This window comes from Massilia frigida (assembly GCF_011682175.1).
Lineage (GTDB): Bacteria > Pseudomonadota > Gammaproteobacteria > Burkholderiales > Burkholderiaceae_D > Telluria_A > Telluria_A frigida.
In genome coordinates this window covers 20,784-36,151 of the sequence record NZ_WHJG01000011.1, presented here as the reverse complement: position 1 = coordinate 36,151, position 15,368 = coordinate 20,784, and the positions used below count along the sequence as shown (strand labels likewise).

The following is a 15,368-nucleotide window of genomic DNA, read 5'->3' as shown; positions in this document are numbered from 1 at the left end:
GCGCTGCCCGCAGGCGTAAAAAAAGCGCATCGGACGATGCGCTTTTTCAGGAGGACGGACCAGGCTTACTTGATCGTCGCTTTTTTCATCAGGTCTTCACGGAATTGCTGCAGCTTGCGCTGTTGCAGCGATTCGGCGACTTGCTGCTTGATTTCTTCCAGCGGCAGGACTTTGGTCGCACGCGAATCTTCCAGCTTGATGACGTGGTAGCCGTACTGCGACTTGACCGGGGTGTCGGTGATCGCGCCTTTTTGCAGCGCGACCATGGCCTTCGAGAACTCAGGCACGTAGTCGTTCGGGCCTGCCCAGTTGAGATCGCCGCCGTTGGCTGCCGAGCCGTCTTTCGACGAGGCCTTGGCCAGCTCTTCGAACTTGCTACCGGTTTTCAGCTTGGCGATGAGGGCCTTGGCTTCTTCCTCGGTTGGCACCAGGATGTGCTTGACGTGGTATTCCTTGTCGCCGACCGTCGATTTGTACTTGTCGTACTCGGCCTTGATGTCGGCATCCTTGACCGGGTTCTTCTTGACGTAGTCGGCCAGCATCGCATTGATGATGATGCTCTGGCGCGCGTTTTCCAGCGCGGACTTGACTTCAGGGCGCATGCCGAAGCCTTGCTTGTCAGCTTCCTGGATCATGACTTCACGGCCGATCAGGTCTTTCTTGATGGCTTCGCGCAGTTGCGGGGAATCGGTTTGCTTGCCTTGTGCAACGACTTGCTTGACGATCTGATCCACCTTGGCGGCAGGAATGGCCTTGCCGTTGACGGTCGCAATGGGAGCACCACTCGGAGCACTATTTTTCTGCGCGAACGCAGGCGCGGCGGCCAGCGCAAGGATGGCTAACAACAGGCGGGCAGGCTTCAACATCATTATTTTAGATCCTATAAATTACAAAAGTATGCAGCTGGAGCGGATGATACCGCCAATCGGCCCAGCCAGCGCCGGCGCACGCGTGCGCCGGCCATGCGATCTTACTTGATCGCCGCTTTCTTGATCATTTCTTCCTGATAGGCTTGCAGTTTCTTTTGCTGCAGCATATCGACAATCTGTGGCTTCAGTTCGTCGAGCGTTTGCACCTTGGCTGGGCGCGTGTCGTCGAGCTTGACGACGTGGAAACCGGCCGGCGTTTGCACCGGATTCTCGCCGACCTGGCCTTTTTGCAGGCTGACGAAAGCGTCGCTGAACGGTTTCGGGAACGACGATGGCAGCGCCCACTCAAGATCGCCACCGCTGTTGGCGGTACCGGTATCCTTGGAAGTCTTGGCCAGGTCTTCAAACTTGGCGCCGCCCTTCAGCTTGGCGATGATGGCCTTGGCGTCGGCTTCGTTCTCGGCCAGGATGTGGCGCACATGGTATTCCTTGTCGCCGGTCGCTACCTTGTAGCGCTCGTATTCGGCCTTGATGTCGGCATCGCCGACGGCGTTCTTGGCGACATAGTCACGCACCAGCGCGTTGATGACGATGGTCTGGCGCGCGCTGTCGAGCTGCTGCTTGACGGTGGCGTCTTTCTCGAAACCCTTTTTCAGGGCTTCCTGCATCATCACTTCGCGGGCGATCAAGTCTTTCTTGACCATTTCGCGCAGTTCCGGGGAATCAGGCTGCTGGCCTTGGGCAACAACTTGCTTGACGACTGCATCGACACGGGCCAGGGGAATCGGTTTGCCGTTAACAACAGCGGCATTCTGCGCAAAGGCAGGCATGGCGGCAACGGCAATCAGTGCTAACAGCAAGCGGGCTGGCTTAAAGGTCATTATTCAATCCTGTTTGAAAAAGTTACGGACAAAGGTTAGATTAGTTTTTTTACTTTACGTTCAATTGTCGGACAAATTTCTTAAAGCGCTCTGAAACCGCACTGCTCACAGCTCGGACGGCGCCAGGGCGGTGATGGCGAGCGCGTGGATTTCATTGTGCATCATATCGTGCACGGAATCATACACGAGTCGATGTCGCATGACGAGTCTGAGCCCCTCGAAACGCGCCGAGACGATCTTGAGGCGGAAGTGGCTGCCTCCGGAAGCGGCCCCGGCGTGACCTGCATGCAGGGCCGATTCGTCGCTCAGTTCGAGCACGCTCGGATCGAGCGCGGCGCTGAGGAGGGCGCGCATGCGCTCGGGACGGGTAGCCTGGCTCATGCCTGTTCCTCCGCTTCGATATGCTTGGACAGCATCAGGGTTTGCACGATCACGAAGGCAAACAGAATGCCGTTGATGCCGAAGGCCTTGAAGCTGACCCAGGCGCTGGTATTGTCCTTGAAAATGACGAACGCGGCCAGCAGGTTGACGATGCCGAGCACGAAGAAAAACACCATCCACGCCAGGCCCACGTTTTTCCAGACCGGCTCGGGCAGCTTGATTTGGGTTTCCATCGCCTGGCGCATCAGGTTCTTGCCGAAGCCAAACTGCGCCACGCACATGGCGACCGCGAACACCCAGTAAATGATGGTCGGTTTCCACTTGATGAAGGTGTCGTCGTGGAAGTAGATGGTCAGGCTGCCGAACACGGTGATGATGAGAAACGATACCCACAGCATGGCGTCGATCTTGCGGCCGCGCAGCTTGAGGTAGACCAGCTGCAAGGTGGTGGCGACGATCGCGACCACCGTGGCGATCATGATCGGGGCCTGGTCCGGCTTGAGGCTCCCGCCGGCAACGAGTCCGCCCAGGTAGGTGGTGGCGATGCCGAACGATGCCTGCTGGTACACCTCGGCGAGCTTGAAGACGCCGAAGAACAGCAGGATGGGGAAAAAGTCGAACAGAAGTTTCATGTTGTTATTGGTGGTTCAAGTTGGGTCGAAACGCAGCGAAGCGGAATTAATGCAATAGCGCAATCCGGTTGGCGGCGGGCCGTCCGGAAACACGTGGCCGAGATGCGCGTCGCAGACCGCGCAAATGATCTCGGTGCGCAGCATACCATGGGCGCGATCGGTTTTTTCGATCACATTGGCCGGGTCGAGCGCCTTGAAGTAGCTCGGCCAGCCGCAGCCGGAATCGAATTTGGCGTCGGACGCGAACAGCTGCGTGTTGCAGCACACGCAGGTGTAGATGCCGTGCTCGTGGTGGTCCCAGAACTTGCCGGTGAAGGCGCGTTCGGTGGCGGCGTGGCGCGTGACCTCGTATTCCATCGGGTCGAGCATGGTGCGCCATTCGGCGTCGGTTTTCGTGACTTTATCGGACATGGCAGCTTCTTTCAGGAGGAACAGCTCACTTCGAGGTGGCTCGCCCAGTCGGGCGGCAACGCTGCGTAGTGCTCGTTGTGGGGTTGTTCGTCGAATGGATGCTCCAGCACGGCCAGCAGCCGCGCCACTTCGGAGAAATCCTTGTGTTGCGCTTTTTCGATGGCGACCTGGGCCAGGTAATTGCGCAATACATACTTTGGGTTGACACGGTCCATTGCAAGCTTGCGCTGCGCGTCGACGCTCGCTTCGGCCCGCAGGCGGGTGCGGTAGCGGGCCGCCCAGGCGTCGAAGTCTTCGCGCACATGAAACATGTCGCGCAGCGCGCTGTCCTGGGCCGGAGCGTCGACTTGCAGCGTGCCCAGCTTGCGGAAAAACTGGGTGAAGTCGGCGTGGCTGCCGCTCATCAGCGCAAACATGGCGTCGAACAACTGCGGGTCGTCCTCCTGCGCCGTGGCCAGGCCCAGCTTGGCGCGCAGCAATTCGTTGATCCTGGCGGCGAAGACCGGCTGGTACAGCGCCAGCGCCTCCTGCGCTTCCTCGACGCTGCCGATCAGCGGCAGCAGGGCCTGGGCCAGGGCGTAGCAGTTCCAGTGACCCACCTCGGGCTGGTTGGCGTAGGAATAGCGCCCCTGCTGGTCGGTGTGGTTGCAGATGTGCTCCGGATCGAAGGCTTCCATGAAGCCGAACGGGCCGTAGTCGAGGGTCAGGCCCAGGATCGACATATTGTCGCTGTTCATGACGCCGTGCATGAAGCCGACCGCTTGCCAGTGCGCAATCATCTGCGCGGTGCGGCGCGTGACTTCTTGCAGCAGGGCCTGGTAAGGATTCGGTGCGCCGCTCAGCTCAGGGTAAAAGGTGGCGATGACATAATCGGCCAGGATGCGCAATTCGTCCGGCTTGTCGCGCGAGGACCAGTGCTCGAACGAGCCGAAGCGTACGAAGCTGGGCGCCATGCGCGTGACGACCGCGGCGCTTTCCACCGTTTCGCGCAGGATGCCCTGGTCGGAGCCGGTCACGACGAGGGCGCGCGTGGTCGGGATGCCGAGCGCGGCCATGGCTTCCGAGCACAGGAATTCGCGGATCGACGAGCGCAGCACGGCGCGTCCGTCGCCCATGCGCGAGTAAGGGGTTTTGCCGGCGCCCTTGAGTTGCAGCTCCATCGGGCCCTGGGGGCCGGCGAGCTGGCCGAGCAGGATGGCGCGGCCGTCGCCGAGCTGGCCGGCCCAGACGCCGAACTGGTGTCCGGAATACACGGCGGCCAGCGGCTTGGCGCGCGGCGGCACGTGGTTGCCGGTGAAGGTAGCGACGAAGTCATCCTGCGCCAGCACGGCCGGGTCGAGTCCGGCGAGGGCGGCCGCGCGCGCGCTGGCGGCCACGAGATAGGGCGCTGGCAGCGGTGTCGGCATGAGCCGGGTGTAGAACGCGGGAGGCAATTCGGCAAAGGAATTGTCTAGTGGCAAGTCATCGACGTTAATAGCTGATCCAGTCGCAGTAGTGGGTGAAAAACAATAGCGGAATTCTACCGTACCGGCCATGTTTTTGGCCGGGCCCGCGCGCGTAGTGCTGTCGTCGTCGTCCCCGTACGGGATTTTTGAAAAACCAGAAGCCCAGGCTGGCCGTGCCGGAAAACGAGTCGCGGTCGGCGCCAAAGTCAATGATCAGGTCAGCGGCGTCGGAACGCTTGTGTTTGACGTGGAGGGCGGTTGGCGATGCGATGAGTGGAACCCGGTATCATTCCGCCAGGGAGCAATAACGCACCGCCAACAAGAGATTGGATTTTTTATGGTCATAGTAACTCACAGCGGCAAGTTTCACGCCGACGACGCATGGGCTGTTGCAGTGCTGAAGATCGTATTTCCGCAGGCGGAGGTGGTACGCACGCGCGATGCGGCACGGGTCGAGGCGGCTGACTTTGCCGTCGATGTCGGCGCTATGTGGGACCCCGCCACGGGACGTTTCGACCATCACCAGAAGGGTTTCAGCGGCGCGCGCCAGACGGGCGTGCCCTACGCAAGCGCGGGACTGGTGTGGAAGGAATACGGGGCACGCTGCGTGAGCACGCTGGCGGCGGCGCATACGGGCCATCGCTTGTCGGATGAGCAGGCGGCCGAGATGGCATATTCAATCGACGCCGATGTCGTGCAGTACCTGGACCTGTCCGACGTGGGTGCGGCCAAGAATGCGCCGGGTGGCTATGGCCTGTCGGCGGTGGTGTCCGGGTTTAATCCGAACTGGCTCGACGAACAAAGGCTGGGCTACGGCGGCGCCGATGATGCCTACAGGCTCAGTCAATTTACCCGCGCCATGGACCTGCTCACCGACGTCATGACCAATGCCGTGAAATACCGCGTCGGCGTTTTGCTCGCGGTGGAGCAGGTGAGGCAGGCGCAAGTGCTGGAGGAGGGCAGGGTACTGTTCCTGCAAAATGGCGCAGTGCCATGGGGGCAAGTGGTGCGCAAGGAAATGCCGGAACTGCTGTTTGTCATCAGTCACAATATTGCCGAGCAGCGCTACATGATCCACGCAATTCCGGTCAGCCCCGACAGCTTCAAGGCGCGCGCGGATTTGCCGGAGGCATGGGCCGGCTTGCGTGACGCGCAGCTGGCCGCGCTGACCGGGGTTGAGGATGCCGGCTTCTGCCACAATGGCCGGTTCATTGCGTCGGCCAAGTCGTATGAGGGTATACGGCGCATGGCGTCCTTGGCGCTTGAAGCGCTTCAGCAGCAGCGCGCCGTCTAGTTATTGCGCCCGGAGGTGGAGCGCTATCGCGACGTTGAAACACCGGGAGGGGATTGTGCCGGCTTGACCAATCGAAAGATACAACGCCGCTCAGGAACCGCTTACGGGTGGGTGGCGGAACGACGGGTGGATGGGGGCTCTGAAAACGTCACGCTAACGCCCACGGCATCTGGACCAAGCGGTCTGGATGCGCTGCACCATCGAAAAAGATTGACTGTTTTAGCACGGTCGTACGAAACTAAGTCAACGGCTGCCATGGCGCAACCGCAATGTAATGACAGGAGTATTGATGACGCCTTACCCGATGAGCCCACTGCTGGGGCAAATGATGGACCAGCCTTTGCTTATCTCCAGCATTATCGAATTCGCGGCAAGGCACTACGGCAGCACCGAAATCGTTTCACGCCGCGTCGAGGGCGATCTTCACCGCTACACCTACCGCGACTGCCACCAGCGCGCGCGCCAGATGGCCAATGCGCTCACCGGCCTGGGCGTCAAGCTCGGCGACCGGGTCGCCACCCTGGCCTGGAACGGCTATCGCCACATGGAACTGTATTACGCGGTCTCCGGATCGGGCGCCGTGCTGCATACGATCAACCCGCGTCTGCACCCGGAACAGATCGCCTACATCACCAACCACGCCGAAGACCAGTATGTCTTCTTCGACCTGACCTTCCTGCCGCTGATCGAAGCCCTGGCTGCCCACTGCACGACCGTCAAGGCCTTCATCCTGATGGCCGGGCGCGAGCGCATGCCGGCCGACACCAAGATCCCGCAGCTGCTGTGCTATGAGGACTTGATCTCCAGCAGCTCGGACGATTACCAGTGGCCGCTGTTCGACGAGAACTCGGCCGCGTCGCTGTGCTATACGTCTGGCACCACGGGCAACCCCAAGGGCGCCCTGTACTCGCATCGTTCGACCGTGCTGCACGCGTATGGTTCGGCGATGCCGAATGCGCTCAACGTCTCCTCGGCCGACACGGTGCTGCCGGTCGTGCCGATGTTCCACGTCAACGCCTGGGGCTTGCCGTATTCGGTGCTGCTGTCGGGCGCCAAGATGGTGTATCCCGGTGCGGCGCTGGACGGCAAGTCGCTGTACGAGCTGTTCGAGGCGGAAAAAGTCACGTTCTCGGCCGGCGTGCCGACTGTCTGGCTGGGCCTGATCAACCATGCGCTCCAGAACCAGCTGCAGTTCAGCACCTTCCGGCGCACGGTGATCGGCGGCTCGGCTTGCCCACCCGCCATGATGGACACGCTGATCGACAAGTTCAATGTCGAGGTCATCCACGCCTGGGGCATGACTGAAATGTCGCCGCTGGGCACGGCGGGCGGCTTGCAGGCCAAGCATCTGGCATTGCCGAAAGATGCGCAGCGCAAGATCTTGCAAAAGCAGGGCCATGCGATTTACGGCGTTGACATGAAAATCGTCGACGATGCAGGCACCGAATTGCCGTGGGATGGCAGGACTTACGGCCATTTGCTGGTCAAAGGCCCGTGGATCATCAGCAGCTACTTCAAGAACGAGGGTGGCGACGTGCTGCAGGATGGCTGGTTCCCGACCGGCGACGTGGCCACCATCGATGCCGACGGCTACATGCAGATTACCGACCGCAGCAAGGATGTGATCAAGTCTGGCGGGGAGTGGATCGGTACCATCGACCTGGAGAACATTGCCATGTCGCATCCTGCGGTGTTGCAGGCGGCGTGCATCGGCATCGCGCATCCGAAATGGGATGAACGTCCGCTGTTATTGGTGGTCAAACGTCCAGGCATGGAAGTGACGCGCGAGGAGATGCTGGCGTTTTTTGAAGGCAAGATCGCCAAGTTCTGGATGCCGGATGATGTGGTGTTCGTCGATGCGCTGCCGATGGGCGCGACCGGCAAGATTCAAAAGAACAAGCTGCGCGATCAGTTCAAGGCGCATCAGTTGCCGGTGGCGTGATGCGCTGCAAGTGGCCGCATCGCTAGCCGACGGTCTCACGGGCTGTGGCTCTCATATATGGCTAACATTTAACAAGAATTCAACAAGAGGTTTTCCGCACCAGATGGGCAGCACTCGCTGCAAGGGCATCAGACCCGCATAGACAATAGAGAAGGATGGAGACGCATGATCAAGACTATTCGCCCGTTGACACTGGCTGTATCGTTTGCATTGCTGTCGGCTTCGGCCCAGGCCGATACCGTGAAGATTGCCTTCATCGACCCTCTGTCCGGGCCTTTCGCGCCGGTGGGGCAAAACCAGCTGAAAAGCTTCCAGTTGATCGCCGACCTGGCCTCCCAGCAAAAGTGGGCGGGCGAGCACAAGCTCGAAGTGGTCGGCTTCGACAACAAGGCCAGCCCGCAAGAGTCGCTCACCCAGCTCAAAGCCGTGATCGACCAGGGCTACCGCTACATCACCCAGGGCAGCGGCTCCGGCGTGGGCCTGGCCCTGCTGGACGCGATCAACAAGCACAACGAGCGCAATCCCGGCAAGGAAGTCGTGTTCCTGAACTATGCGGCCATCGATCCCGACATGACCAACAGCAAGTGCAGCTTCTGGCACTTCCGCTTCGACGCCAATTCCGACATGAAAATGGAAGCGCTGACGTCCTACATGGCGCCCAACAAGGAGATCAAGAGCGTCTACATCATCGGCCAGAACTATGCGTTCGGCCAGGCCGTCAGCCGCGCCGCCAAGGAGTACCTGAAACGCAAGCGCCCGGACGTCAAGATCGCCGGCGACGACCTGCACCCGATCGCCCAGGTCAAGGATTTTTCGCCCTACATCGCCAAGATCAAGGCTTCCGGCGCCGATACCGTCATCACCGGCAACTGGGGCGCCGACCTGGCCCTCCTGATCCGCGCCGCCAAGGATGCCGACCTCAAGGCCAATTTCTACACGTACTACGGCATTACCACGGGCGTGCCGACCGCCATGGGCGCGGCCGGGGCCGAGCGCGTCAAGATCGTCGGCAACTGGATGGCCAACAACGACAAATTCCTTGGCAAGGACATCGTCGAAGCATTCAAGAAAAAATACAACGAAGATTACTACGCCGCCCAGACCCACAGCAGCATCGGCATGCTGGCCCAGGCCATCAAGACGGCCAAGACCACCGACCCGGTCAAGGTGGCGTTTGCGATGGAAGGCGCCAAGTTCAACAGCATCAACGGCGAAGTCATGATGAACAAGGCCGATCACCAGTTGCAGCAGCCGCTGTTCATCGGCACCTGGACCAAGACCAACGGCAAGGATGTCAAGTACGACCAGGAAAACACCGGCTACGGCTGGAAAATGGACAAGAAGATCGATGCCTACCTGGCGAACCAGCCGACTTCCTGCCAGATGAAGCGGCCCGGGGCGTAACGCCACGGCTGCGGGGCGCGCCGCCCGGCCACAAGCCGGCCGGCCCGTTCCTGGACGGCCCTTACCCGGGCGGCCCTTACCCGGGTGGCCCTTACCCGGGTGGCCCTGATCCGGCAAGACTGTAGGGTGGGCCTGTCCGCTGCGGCGCGCATGTCCACCGCCTTCGCGTTTCCGACCACGGTGGGTTCAGCACGCCCACGCAACCTGCAGACACCTATGGAATTCACACTGTTCACCCTGCTGAACGGGATCAGTTACGGACTGCTGCTGTTCATGCTCTCGTCCGGGCTGACCCTCATCTTCAGCATGATGGGCGTGCTCAACTTTGCGCACGCCAGTTTCTACATGCTCGGTGCCTATATTGCCTACACCATCAGCAGCGTGCTGGGATTCTGGCCGGCGCTGGTGCTCGCGCCCGTCGCGGTCGGCCTGATCGGCGCGCTGGTCGAGCGCTACGGCCTGCGCCCGCTGCATAAATACGGCCACATTCCCGAGCTGCTGTTCACCTTCGGCCTGTCCTACCTCGTGGTCGAGCTGGTCCAGCTGGTGTGGGGCCGGGCGGCGGTGCCGTATCCGATTCCCAAGGAGCTCGACGGACCGCTGTTCACCCTGTTCTCGACCAGCTTCCCGATCTATCGCGGCTTCATGATGCTGGTCGCGCTGTCGATGCTGGCCGGTATTTACCTGGTGCTCACGCGCACCCGGGTGGGGCTGGTGATCCAGGCGGCGCTGAGCCATCCGGATGCGGTGGAAGCGCTCGGCCACAACGTGCCGCGCATCTTCATGTGGGTGTTCGGCGGCGGCTGCGCGCTGGCCGGGCTGGCGGGCGTCATCGGCGGCAATGCCTTCGTGACCGAGCCGGGCATGGCGGCCACGGTCGGCAGCATCATCTTCGTGGTGGTGGTCGTCGGCGGCATGGGCTCGCTGGCGGGCGCCTTTGTTGCCTCGATCCTGATCGGGGTGCTGCAAACCTTTGCCGTCGCGCTCGATTATTCGCTGATGACGCTGCTGAATGGCATCGGCGCCAACATCACCATGGACACGCCCGGCTACGAGGTGCTGAAACTGACCATTTCGCAAAGCGCGGCCATCTTGCCATTCCTGCTGCTGGTCCTGATCCTGATTTTCCGGCCCAAGGGCTTGATGGGGACGCGCGAATGAGGCTCACCTACACCCCCATGAATCTCGGCCGCTACCTGGTCTGGGGCGGCTTTGCGCTGGTGCTGGTGCTGGCCCCGCTGGTCTTTACCAAGGGCGCGGCACTGTCGATCCTGTCCCAGATCGGCACGGTGATGATGTTCGGCCTGTCCTACAACATGTTGCTGGGGCAAGGCGGCATGCTGTCCTTCGGCCACGCCGTCTATTCCGGACTGGGCGCTTTCTTTGCGATCCACGCGATGAACAGTAGCGGCATCGGCGCGCTGGTGCCGACCTCGCTGATTCCCCTGGTGGGTGGCGTCGCCGGGATGGGTTTCGGGGTGCTGTTCGGCTACGTGACCACCAAGAAATCCGGCACCACCTTCGCCATGATCACCCTCGGCCTGGTCGAGCTGGTGTTTGCCAGCTCACTGATGTTCCCGGGCTTTTTCGGCGGCGAGGGCGGCATCACCACCAACCGCGTGCGCGGCGCGGCCGTCATGGGCATCACCTACGGGCCGCAGGTGCAGGTGTACTACCTGATCGCCGTGTGGCTGTTCGCCAGCACGGTGGCCATGTTCGCCTTCACGCAAACGCCGCTCGGGCGCATGGCCAATGCCGTGCGCGACAACCCCGAACGGGTCGAATTCATCGGCTACGATACGCAATGGGTGCGCTACCTGACCCTGATCCTGTCGGCCTTCTTCGCTGGTATTTCGGGCGGGCTGTCGGCGATCAACTTCGAGATCGTCAGCGCCGAGAATGTCAGCGCCATCCGCTCGGGCAGTATCTTGCTGTTCGTGTTTATCGGCGGGATCGGCTTTTTCTTCGGTCCCTTGCTCGGCACCATTGTCGGCATCTTCTTTTCCGTGATGCTGTCGGACTTCACGCCGGCATGGCAACTGTATCTGGGCCTGTTCTTCATTTTGCTGGTGCGCTATGCGCCGGCCGGGCTGGCCAGCCTGATATTGATGCTGCTGCGGGTAGCGGGCGCGCGCAAGTTCGCGCGCATCTGGAAGCCGCTGCTGGCCGTGGGCGCGTGCGTGCTGGTCGCCCTCGTTGGCATGGTGATGGGCATCGAAATGCTCTACCACCTGACCCTGGACGCCGCCAACGGCAGCGTCATGACCCGTTTCGGGCAGGCGATCGACACCAGATCGGCCGCACCGTGGCTGGTGGCCGGCGCGCTGCTGGTGGCGGGCATTGTGGGTTACCGGCGCTTCCAGCCGGGATATTACGCCGTCTGGAGTGACGTGAATGCGGAAATCGTGGCACAACAGCGTGGAGGTATCGCATGACGACGGCCGCACTTGAACTGAAAGACGTGCGCAAGAGTTTCGGCCGCTCCGAAATTATCCGCGGCGCCAGCCTGACCGTGCAAAAAGGCGAGCGCTGCGCGGTGATCGGCCCGAATGGCGCCGGGAAATCGACCTTGTTCAACCTGGTATCGGGCCGGTTCGATATCACCTCGGGCGCTATTTGCCTTAATGGGAACAGCATCAGCGGCTTGCGCCCGTTCGAGATCAACCGGCTCGGTTTATCGCGCAGCTTCCAGATCAGTAATCTGTTCGACAAACTGTCGGTGTATGAAAACCTGCGCTGCGCGGTATTGTGGTCGCTCGGGTATCAATACTCGTTCTGGCAGCGCTTGAACGGCCTGCGCGACGCCCATGAACGCGCGGAAGAGGTGTTGGAGCAGATCGGCATGCAGCGCCAGCGCAAGGTATTGGCCGGCGTGCTGACCTATGCCGAACAGCGCGCGCTGGAAATCGGCATCACCATTGCCGGCGGCGCCGACGTGATCTTGCTCGACGAGCCGACCGCCGGCATGAGCCGTTCGGAGTCGGATGCGGCGGTGGAATTGATCCGCAAGGTCACGGTGGGCAAGTCGCTGGTGATGGTGGAGCACGACATGAGCGTGGTGTTCGGGCTGGCCGACAAGATCGCGGTGCTGGTGTATGGCGAGGTGATCGCCTGCGATACGCCGGCCAATATCCGCTCGAATGCGGCGGTGCAGGCGGCCTATCTGGGCCACGGCGGCAGCGAGGAAGCCGCATGAGCGCCATTCTGGAGATCAGGAACCTGCATGCGTTTTACGGCAAGGGACATATTTTGCACGGCGTCGACCTGCAGATCGGCAAAGGCGAGATTGTCAGCCTGCTGGGCCGCAATGGGGTGGGGCGCTCGACCCTGGTCAAGACGGTGATGGGGCAGGTCAATGCCACCGGGTCGGTGCTGTTCAAAGGCGCGGAGGTGCTGGGATTGAAGGCATTCCAGATCGCGCACAAGGGGCTGGCGTACGTGCCGGAAAACCGGGATATTTTCCCGACCCTGACGGTGGAACAGAACCTGATCCTGGGGCAGAAAAAGACGGGCGTGGCTGGACGCTGGTCGCTCGAGGATATGTACAACATGTTTCCGCGCTTGCTGGAACGGCGTACGGTGGCGGCCGGGTTTTTGTCGGGCGGGGAGCAGCAGATGCTGACCTTGTGCCGCAGCCTGATGGGCGATCCCGATTTGATCATGATCGACGAGCCGACCGAGGGTTTGGCGCCGAAGATCGTGGCGCTGGTGGCCCAGTATTTATTGGCGCTGAAGGAGAAGGGGATTTCGGTGCTGCTGGTGGAGCAGAAACTGGCCATTGCGCTGGAGATTTCGCAGCGGGTGTATGTGATGGGGCACGGGGCGATTGTGTTCGAGGGGACGCCGCAGGAGTTGCGGGCGGATGCGGGGGTACGCAAGGAGTGGTTGGAGGTATAGGTGAGCTCACAAAAAATAATACGACCGTTCTATTATGATGTATAGTCGAAGACTGCTGAACCCACTAACAAAGGAAGAGACATGAGCGCCGAATACCTGGTCAATGGCAGCGTTGCCGTCATCACACTGAACAATCCACCAGTCAACGGGCTGGGTCTTGAGACGCGTACCGCCGCGGTCGCCGGCATTCGCCGCGCGCTGGCCGACGACGCGGTCAAGGCGATCGTCATCACCGGCGCCGGCAAGGCGTTTTCCGGTGGCGCCGACATCAAGGAATTCAATTCGCCCAAGGCCCTCACCGAACCGTCCCTGCACTCGCTGATCCAGGTCGCCGAAAGCTCGACCAAGCCCGTGGTCGCCGCGATCCACACGGTGTGCATGGGCGGCGGCCTCGAACTGGCGCTGGGCTGCAACTACCGCGTCGCCATGCCCGGCGCGCAAATCGCGCTGCCGGAAGTCAAGCTCGGCCTGCTGCCAGGCGCCGGCGGCACCCAGCGCCTGCCGCGCGTGGTCGGCCTGGAAATGGCCCTGAACATGATCGTCTCCGGCACCCCGGTGCCATCGGAAAAATTCGCCGGCACCGCGTTGTTCGACGAAGTCTTCGCTTCCGACGCCAAGCTGATCGACTCGGCCGTGGCCTTCGCCAACAAGGTCGCCGACGTGCGTCCGCTGCCGCGCGTACGCGACCGCAAGGTGAACTACCCGAACCACGAAGCTTTCCTGCAATTTTCGCGCAACACCGTCAAGGCCATGTCCGGCGCTTTCCCTGCGCCGCTCGAATGCGTCGACACCGTGGCCGCGTCGGTCACCAGGAAGTTTGAAGACGGCATCAAGTTCGAGCGCGAGCGCTTCCTGCACCTGATCCAGACCCCGGAATCGACATCGCTGCGCCACGCTTTCTTCGCCGAGCGCCTCGCCAGCAAGATTCCGGACGTGCCAGCCGACACGCCAACGCGCGAGATCAAGCAGGCCGCCATCATCGGCGCCGGCACCATGGGCGGCGGCATCGCCATGAACTTCGTCAACGCCGGCATTCCCGTCATCCTGCTCGAAACCAAGCAGGAAGCGCTCGACAAGGGCATCGCCACGATCCGCAAGAACTACGAAAACACCATGAAAAAGGGCAAGCTCACGCCCGAGAAGTTCGAACAGCGCGTTGGCCTCATCAGCGGCACGCTCAATTACGCCGACATCGCCCAGGCCGACATTGTGGTCGAAGCCGTGTTCGAAGACATGGGCGTGAAGGAATCGGTCTTCAAGCAGCTCGACGCGGTAATGAAGCCGGGCGCGATCCTGGCCTCGAACACCTCGACCCTGGACGTGAACAAGATCGCCGGCTTCACCAGCCGCCCGCAGGATGTGGTCGGTACCCACTTCTTCAGCCCGGCCAACGTGATGAAGCTGCTGGAAATCGTGCGCGGCGCCAAGACTGGCAAGGACGTGCTGGCCACCACGCTGGCGCTGTCGAAAAAGCTGCGCAAGACTGGCGTGGTGTCGGGCGTCTGCGACGGCTTCATCGGCAACCGCATGATCGAGCAGTACAGCCGCCAGGCCGGTTTCCTGCTGGAAGAAGGCTGCTTGCCGGAACAGGTCGATAAAGCCGTCGAGAAATTCGGCTTTGCGATGGGTCCGTTCCGCATGGGCGACCTGGCCGGCAACGATATCGGCTGGTACATCCGCAAGCGCCGCTATGTCGAGTCGCCGGAGATCACTTACTCCAAAACCGCCGACCTGCTGTGCGAGATGGGCCGCTACGGCCAGAAAACCAGCGCCGGCTGGTACGACTACCAGGCTGGCGACCGCAAGGCCTATGCCTCGAAGGATGTCAACGACATGATCGTCAAGCACTCGGCCGATATCGGCGTCGAGCGCCGCAAGATCAGCGACGAGGAAATCGTCGAACGCCTGGTGTATTCGCTGGTCAACGAAGGCGCGCGCATCCTGGAAGAGGGCATTGCGATGCGCGCTTCCGATATCGACATGGTGTACCTGACCGGCTACGGCTTCCCCGTGTTCCGCGGCGGTCCGATGTTCTATGCCGATACGGTTGGCCTGGCCAATGTGCTGATGGCGATGGAGAAATATGCCCAGGGCCGCCATGGCGACGCGTGGGCGCCGGCCCCGCTGATGGTGCGGCTGGCCGCCGAAGGCAAGGGCTTCAATAGCTAAAACAGCGGTATCGCACCTGCAAAAGGCAGCCCCGGCAATCCGG

General features: G+C 61.5%; 14 protein-coding genes. 8 read left to right on the top strand and 6 right to left on the bottom strand.

Annotated elements, in window-relative coordinates; genetic code table 11:
* Positions 1-65: 65 nt before the first annotated feature.
* The 6 genes from F2P44_RS13035 to F2P44_RS13010 form a co-directional block, all read right to left on the bottom strand.
* Positions 66-869 carry a peptidylprolyl isomerase gene (locus tag F2P44_RS13035; RefSeq protein ID WP_167087132.1) on the bottom strand — a complete coding sequence of 268 codons (804 nt, stop codon included), beginning with the start codon at positions 867-869 and terminating at the stop codon, positions 66-68.
* Between the two features lie 101 nt (positions 870-970).
* Positions 971-1,750 carry a peptidylprolyl isomerase gene (locus tag F2P44_RS13030; RefSeq protein ID WP_167087131.1) on the bottom strand — a complete coding sequence of 260 codons (780 nt, stop codon included), beginning with the start codon at positions 1,748-1,750 and terminating at the stop codon, positions 971-973.
* A 105-nt stretch (positions 1,751-1,855) separates the two neighbouring features.
* Positions 1,856-2,131: a BolA family protein gene (locus F2P44_RS13025; protein WP_167087130.1), complete on the bottom strand. Its 276-nt coding sequence runs from the start codon at positions 2,129-2,131 to the stop codon at positions 1,856-1,858.
* Positions 2,128-2,763, bottom strand: a complete 636-nt coding sequence (locus tag F2P44_RS13020; protein ID WP_167087129.1) for a septation protein A — start codon at positions 2,761-2,763, stop codon at positions 2,128-2,130. The genes F2P44_RS13025 and F2P44_RS13020 overlap by 4 nt, the downstream gene beginning before the upstream one ends.
* 15 nt (positions 2,764-2,778) lie before the next feature.
* Positions 2,779-3,174, bottom strand: coding sequence for a peptide-methionine (R)-S-oxide reductase MsrB (gene msrB, locus F2P44_RS13015; protein ID WP_167087128.1), 396 nt, complete (start codon positions 3,172-3,174; stop codon positions 2,779-2,781).
* A gap of 11 nt (positions 3,175-3,185) precedes the next feature.
* A complete protein-coding gene (locus F2P44_RS13010; RefSeq protein WP_167087127.1) occupies positions 3,186-4,709 on the bottom strand; it encodes a protein adenylyltransferase SelO in 1,524 nt (507 codons plus the stop codon).
* On the opposite strand from F2P44_RS13010, the gene F2P44_RS13005 reads away from it, so the two are divergent.
* The 8 genes from F2P44_RS13005 to F2P44_RS12970 all read left to right on the top strand — a co-directional run bounded on the left by F2P44_RS13005 (position 4,708) and on the right by F2P44_RS12970 (position 15,325).
* Positions 4,708-5,913 carry an MYG1 family protein gene (locus tag F2P44_RS13005; protein WP_229423526.1) on the top strand — a complete coding sequence of 402 codons (1,206 nt, stop codon included), beginning with the start codon at positions 4,708-4,710 and terminating at the stop codon, positions 5,911-5,913. The two genes, F2P44_RS13010 and F2P44_RS13005, sit on opposite strands and share 2 nt — an antisense overlap.
* 289 nt (positions 5,914-6,202) lie before the next feature.
* The gene (locus F2P44_RS13000; protein WP_167087126.1) at positions 6,203-7,855 is read left to right on the top strand and encodes a 3-(methylthio)propionyl-CoA ligase; all 1,653 of its coding nucleotides are present in this window, start codon (positions 6,203-6,205) and stop codon (positions 7,853-7,855) included.
* Positions 7,856-8,020: 165 nt separating this feature from the next.
* A complete protein-coding gene (locus F2P44_RS12995) occupies positions 8,021-9,259 on the top strand; it encodes a branched-chain amino acid ABC transporter substrate-binding protein (protein WP_167087125.1) in 1,239 nt (412 codons plus the stop codon).
* A gap of 216 nt (positions 9,260-9,475) precedes the next feature.
* Positions 9,476-10,420 carry a branched-chain amino acid ABC transporter permease gene (locus F2P44_RS12990; protein WP_167087124.1) on the top strand — a complete coding sequence of 315 codons (945 nt, stop codon included), beginning with the start codon at positions 9,476-9,478 and terminating at the stop codon, positions 10,418-10,420.
* The gene (locus tag F2P44_RS12985; RefSeq protein ID WP_167087123.1) at positions 10,417-11,694 is read left to right on the top strand and encodes a branched-chain amino acid ABC transporter permease; all 1,278 of its coding nucleotides are present in this window, start codon (positions 10,417-10,419) and stop codon (positions 11,692-11,694) included. Before F2P44_RS12990 ends, F2P44_RS12985 begins: the two co-directional genes overlap by 4 nt.
* Positions 11,691-12,455, top strand: a complete 765-nt coding sequence (locus tag F2P44_RS12980; protein WP_167087122.1) for an ABC transporter ATP-binding protein — start codon at positions 11,691-11,693, stop codon at positions 12,453-12,455. The genes F2P44_RS12985 and F2P44_RS12980 overlap by 4 nt, the downstream gene beginning before the upstream one ends.
* Positions 12,452-13,156: an ABC transporter ATP-binding protein gene (locus tag F2P44_RS12975; protein WP_167087121.1), complete on the top strand. Its 705-nt coding sequence runs from the start codon at positions 12,452-12,454 to the stop codon at positions 13,154-13,156. Before F2P44_RS12980 ends, F2P44_RS12975 begins: the two co-directional genes overlap by 4 nt.
* A gap of 81 nt (positions 13,157-13,237) precedes the next feature.
* Positions 13,238-15,325: a 3-hydroxyacyl-CoA dehydrogenase NAD-binding domain-containing protein gene (locus F2P44_RS12970; protein WP_167087120.1), complete on the top strand. Its 2,088-nt coding sequence runs from the start codon at positions 13,238-13,240 to the stop codon at positions 15,323-15,325.
* Positions 15,326-15,368: the final 43 nt, after the last annotated feature.

Coding starts and splice junctions, on each gene's coding strand:
- F2P44_RS12985 (WP_167087123.1), top strand. CDS start 10,417: ATGAGGCTCACCTACACCCCCATGAATCTCGGCCGCTACCTGGTCTGG.
- F2P44_RS12980 (WP_167087122.1), top strand. CDS start 11,691: ATGACGACGGCCGCACTTGAACTGAAAGACGTGCGCAAGAGTTTCGGC.
- F2P44_RS13030 (WP_167087131.1), bottom strand. CDS start 1,750: ATGACCTTTAAGCCAGCCCGCTTGCTGTTAGCACTGATTGCCGTTGCC.
- F2P44_RS13010 (WP_167087127.1), bottom strand. CDS start 4,709: ATGGCCGGTACGGTAGAATTCCGCTATTGTTTTTCACCCACTACTGCG.
- F2P44_RS13025 (WP_167087130.1), bottom strand. CDS start 2,131: ATGAGCCAGGCTACCCGTCCCGAGCGCATGCGCGCCCTCCTCAGCGCC.
- F2P44_RS12995 (WP_167087125.1), top strand. CDS start 8,021: ATGATCAAGACTATTCGCCCGTTGACACTGGCTGTATCGTTTGCATTG.
- F2P44_RS12970 (WP_167087120.1), top strand. CDS start 13,238: ATGAGCGCCGAATACCTGGTCAATGGCAGCGTTGCCGTCATCACACTG.
- F2P44_RS13035 (WP_167087132.1), bottom strand. CDS start 869: ATGATGTTGAAGCCTGCCCGCCTGTTGTTAGCCATCCTTGCGCTGGCC.
- F2P44_RS13020 (WP_167087129.1), bottom strand. CDS start 2,763: ATGAAACTTCTGTTCGACTTTTTCCCCATCCTGCTGTTCTTCGGCGTC.
- F2P44_RS12975 (WP_167087121.1), top strand. CDS start 12,452: ATGAGCGCCATTCTGGAGATCAGGAACCTGCATGCGTTTTACGGCAAG.
- msrB (WP_167087128.1), bottom strand. CDS start 3,174: ATGTCCGATAAAGTCACGAAAACCGACGCCGAATGGCGCACCATGCTC.
- F2P44_RS13000 (WP_167087126.1), top strand. CDS start 6,203: ATGACGCCTTACCCGATGAGCCCACTGCTGGGGCAAATGATGGACCAG.
- F2P44_RS13005 (WP_229423526.1), top strand. CDS start 4,708: ATGTTTTTGGCCGGGCCCGCGCGCGTAGTGCTGTCGTCGTCGTCCCCG.
- F2P44_RS12990 (WP_167087124.1), top strand. CDS start 9,476: ATGGAATTCACACTGTTCACCCTGCTGAACGGGATCAGTTACGGACTG.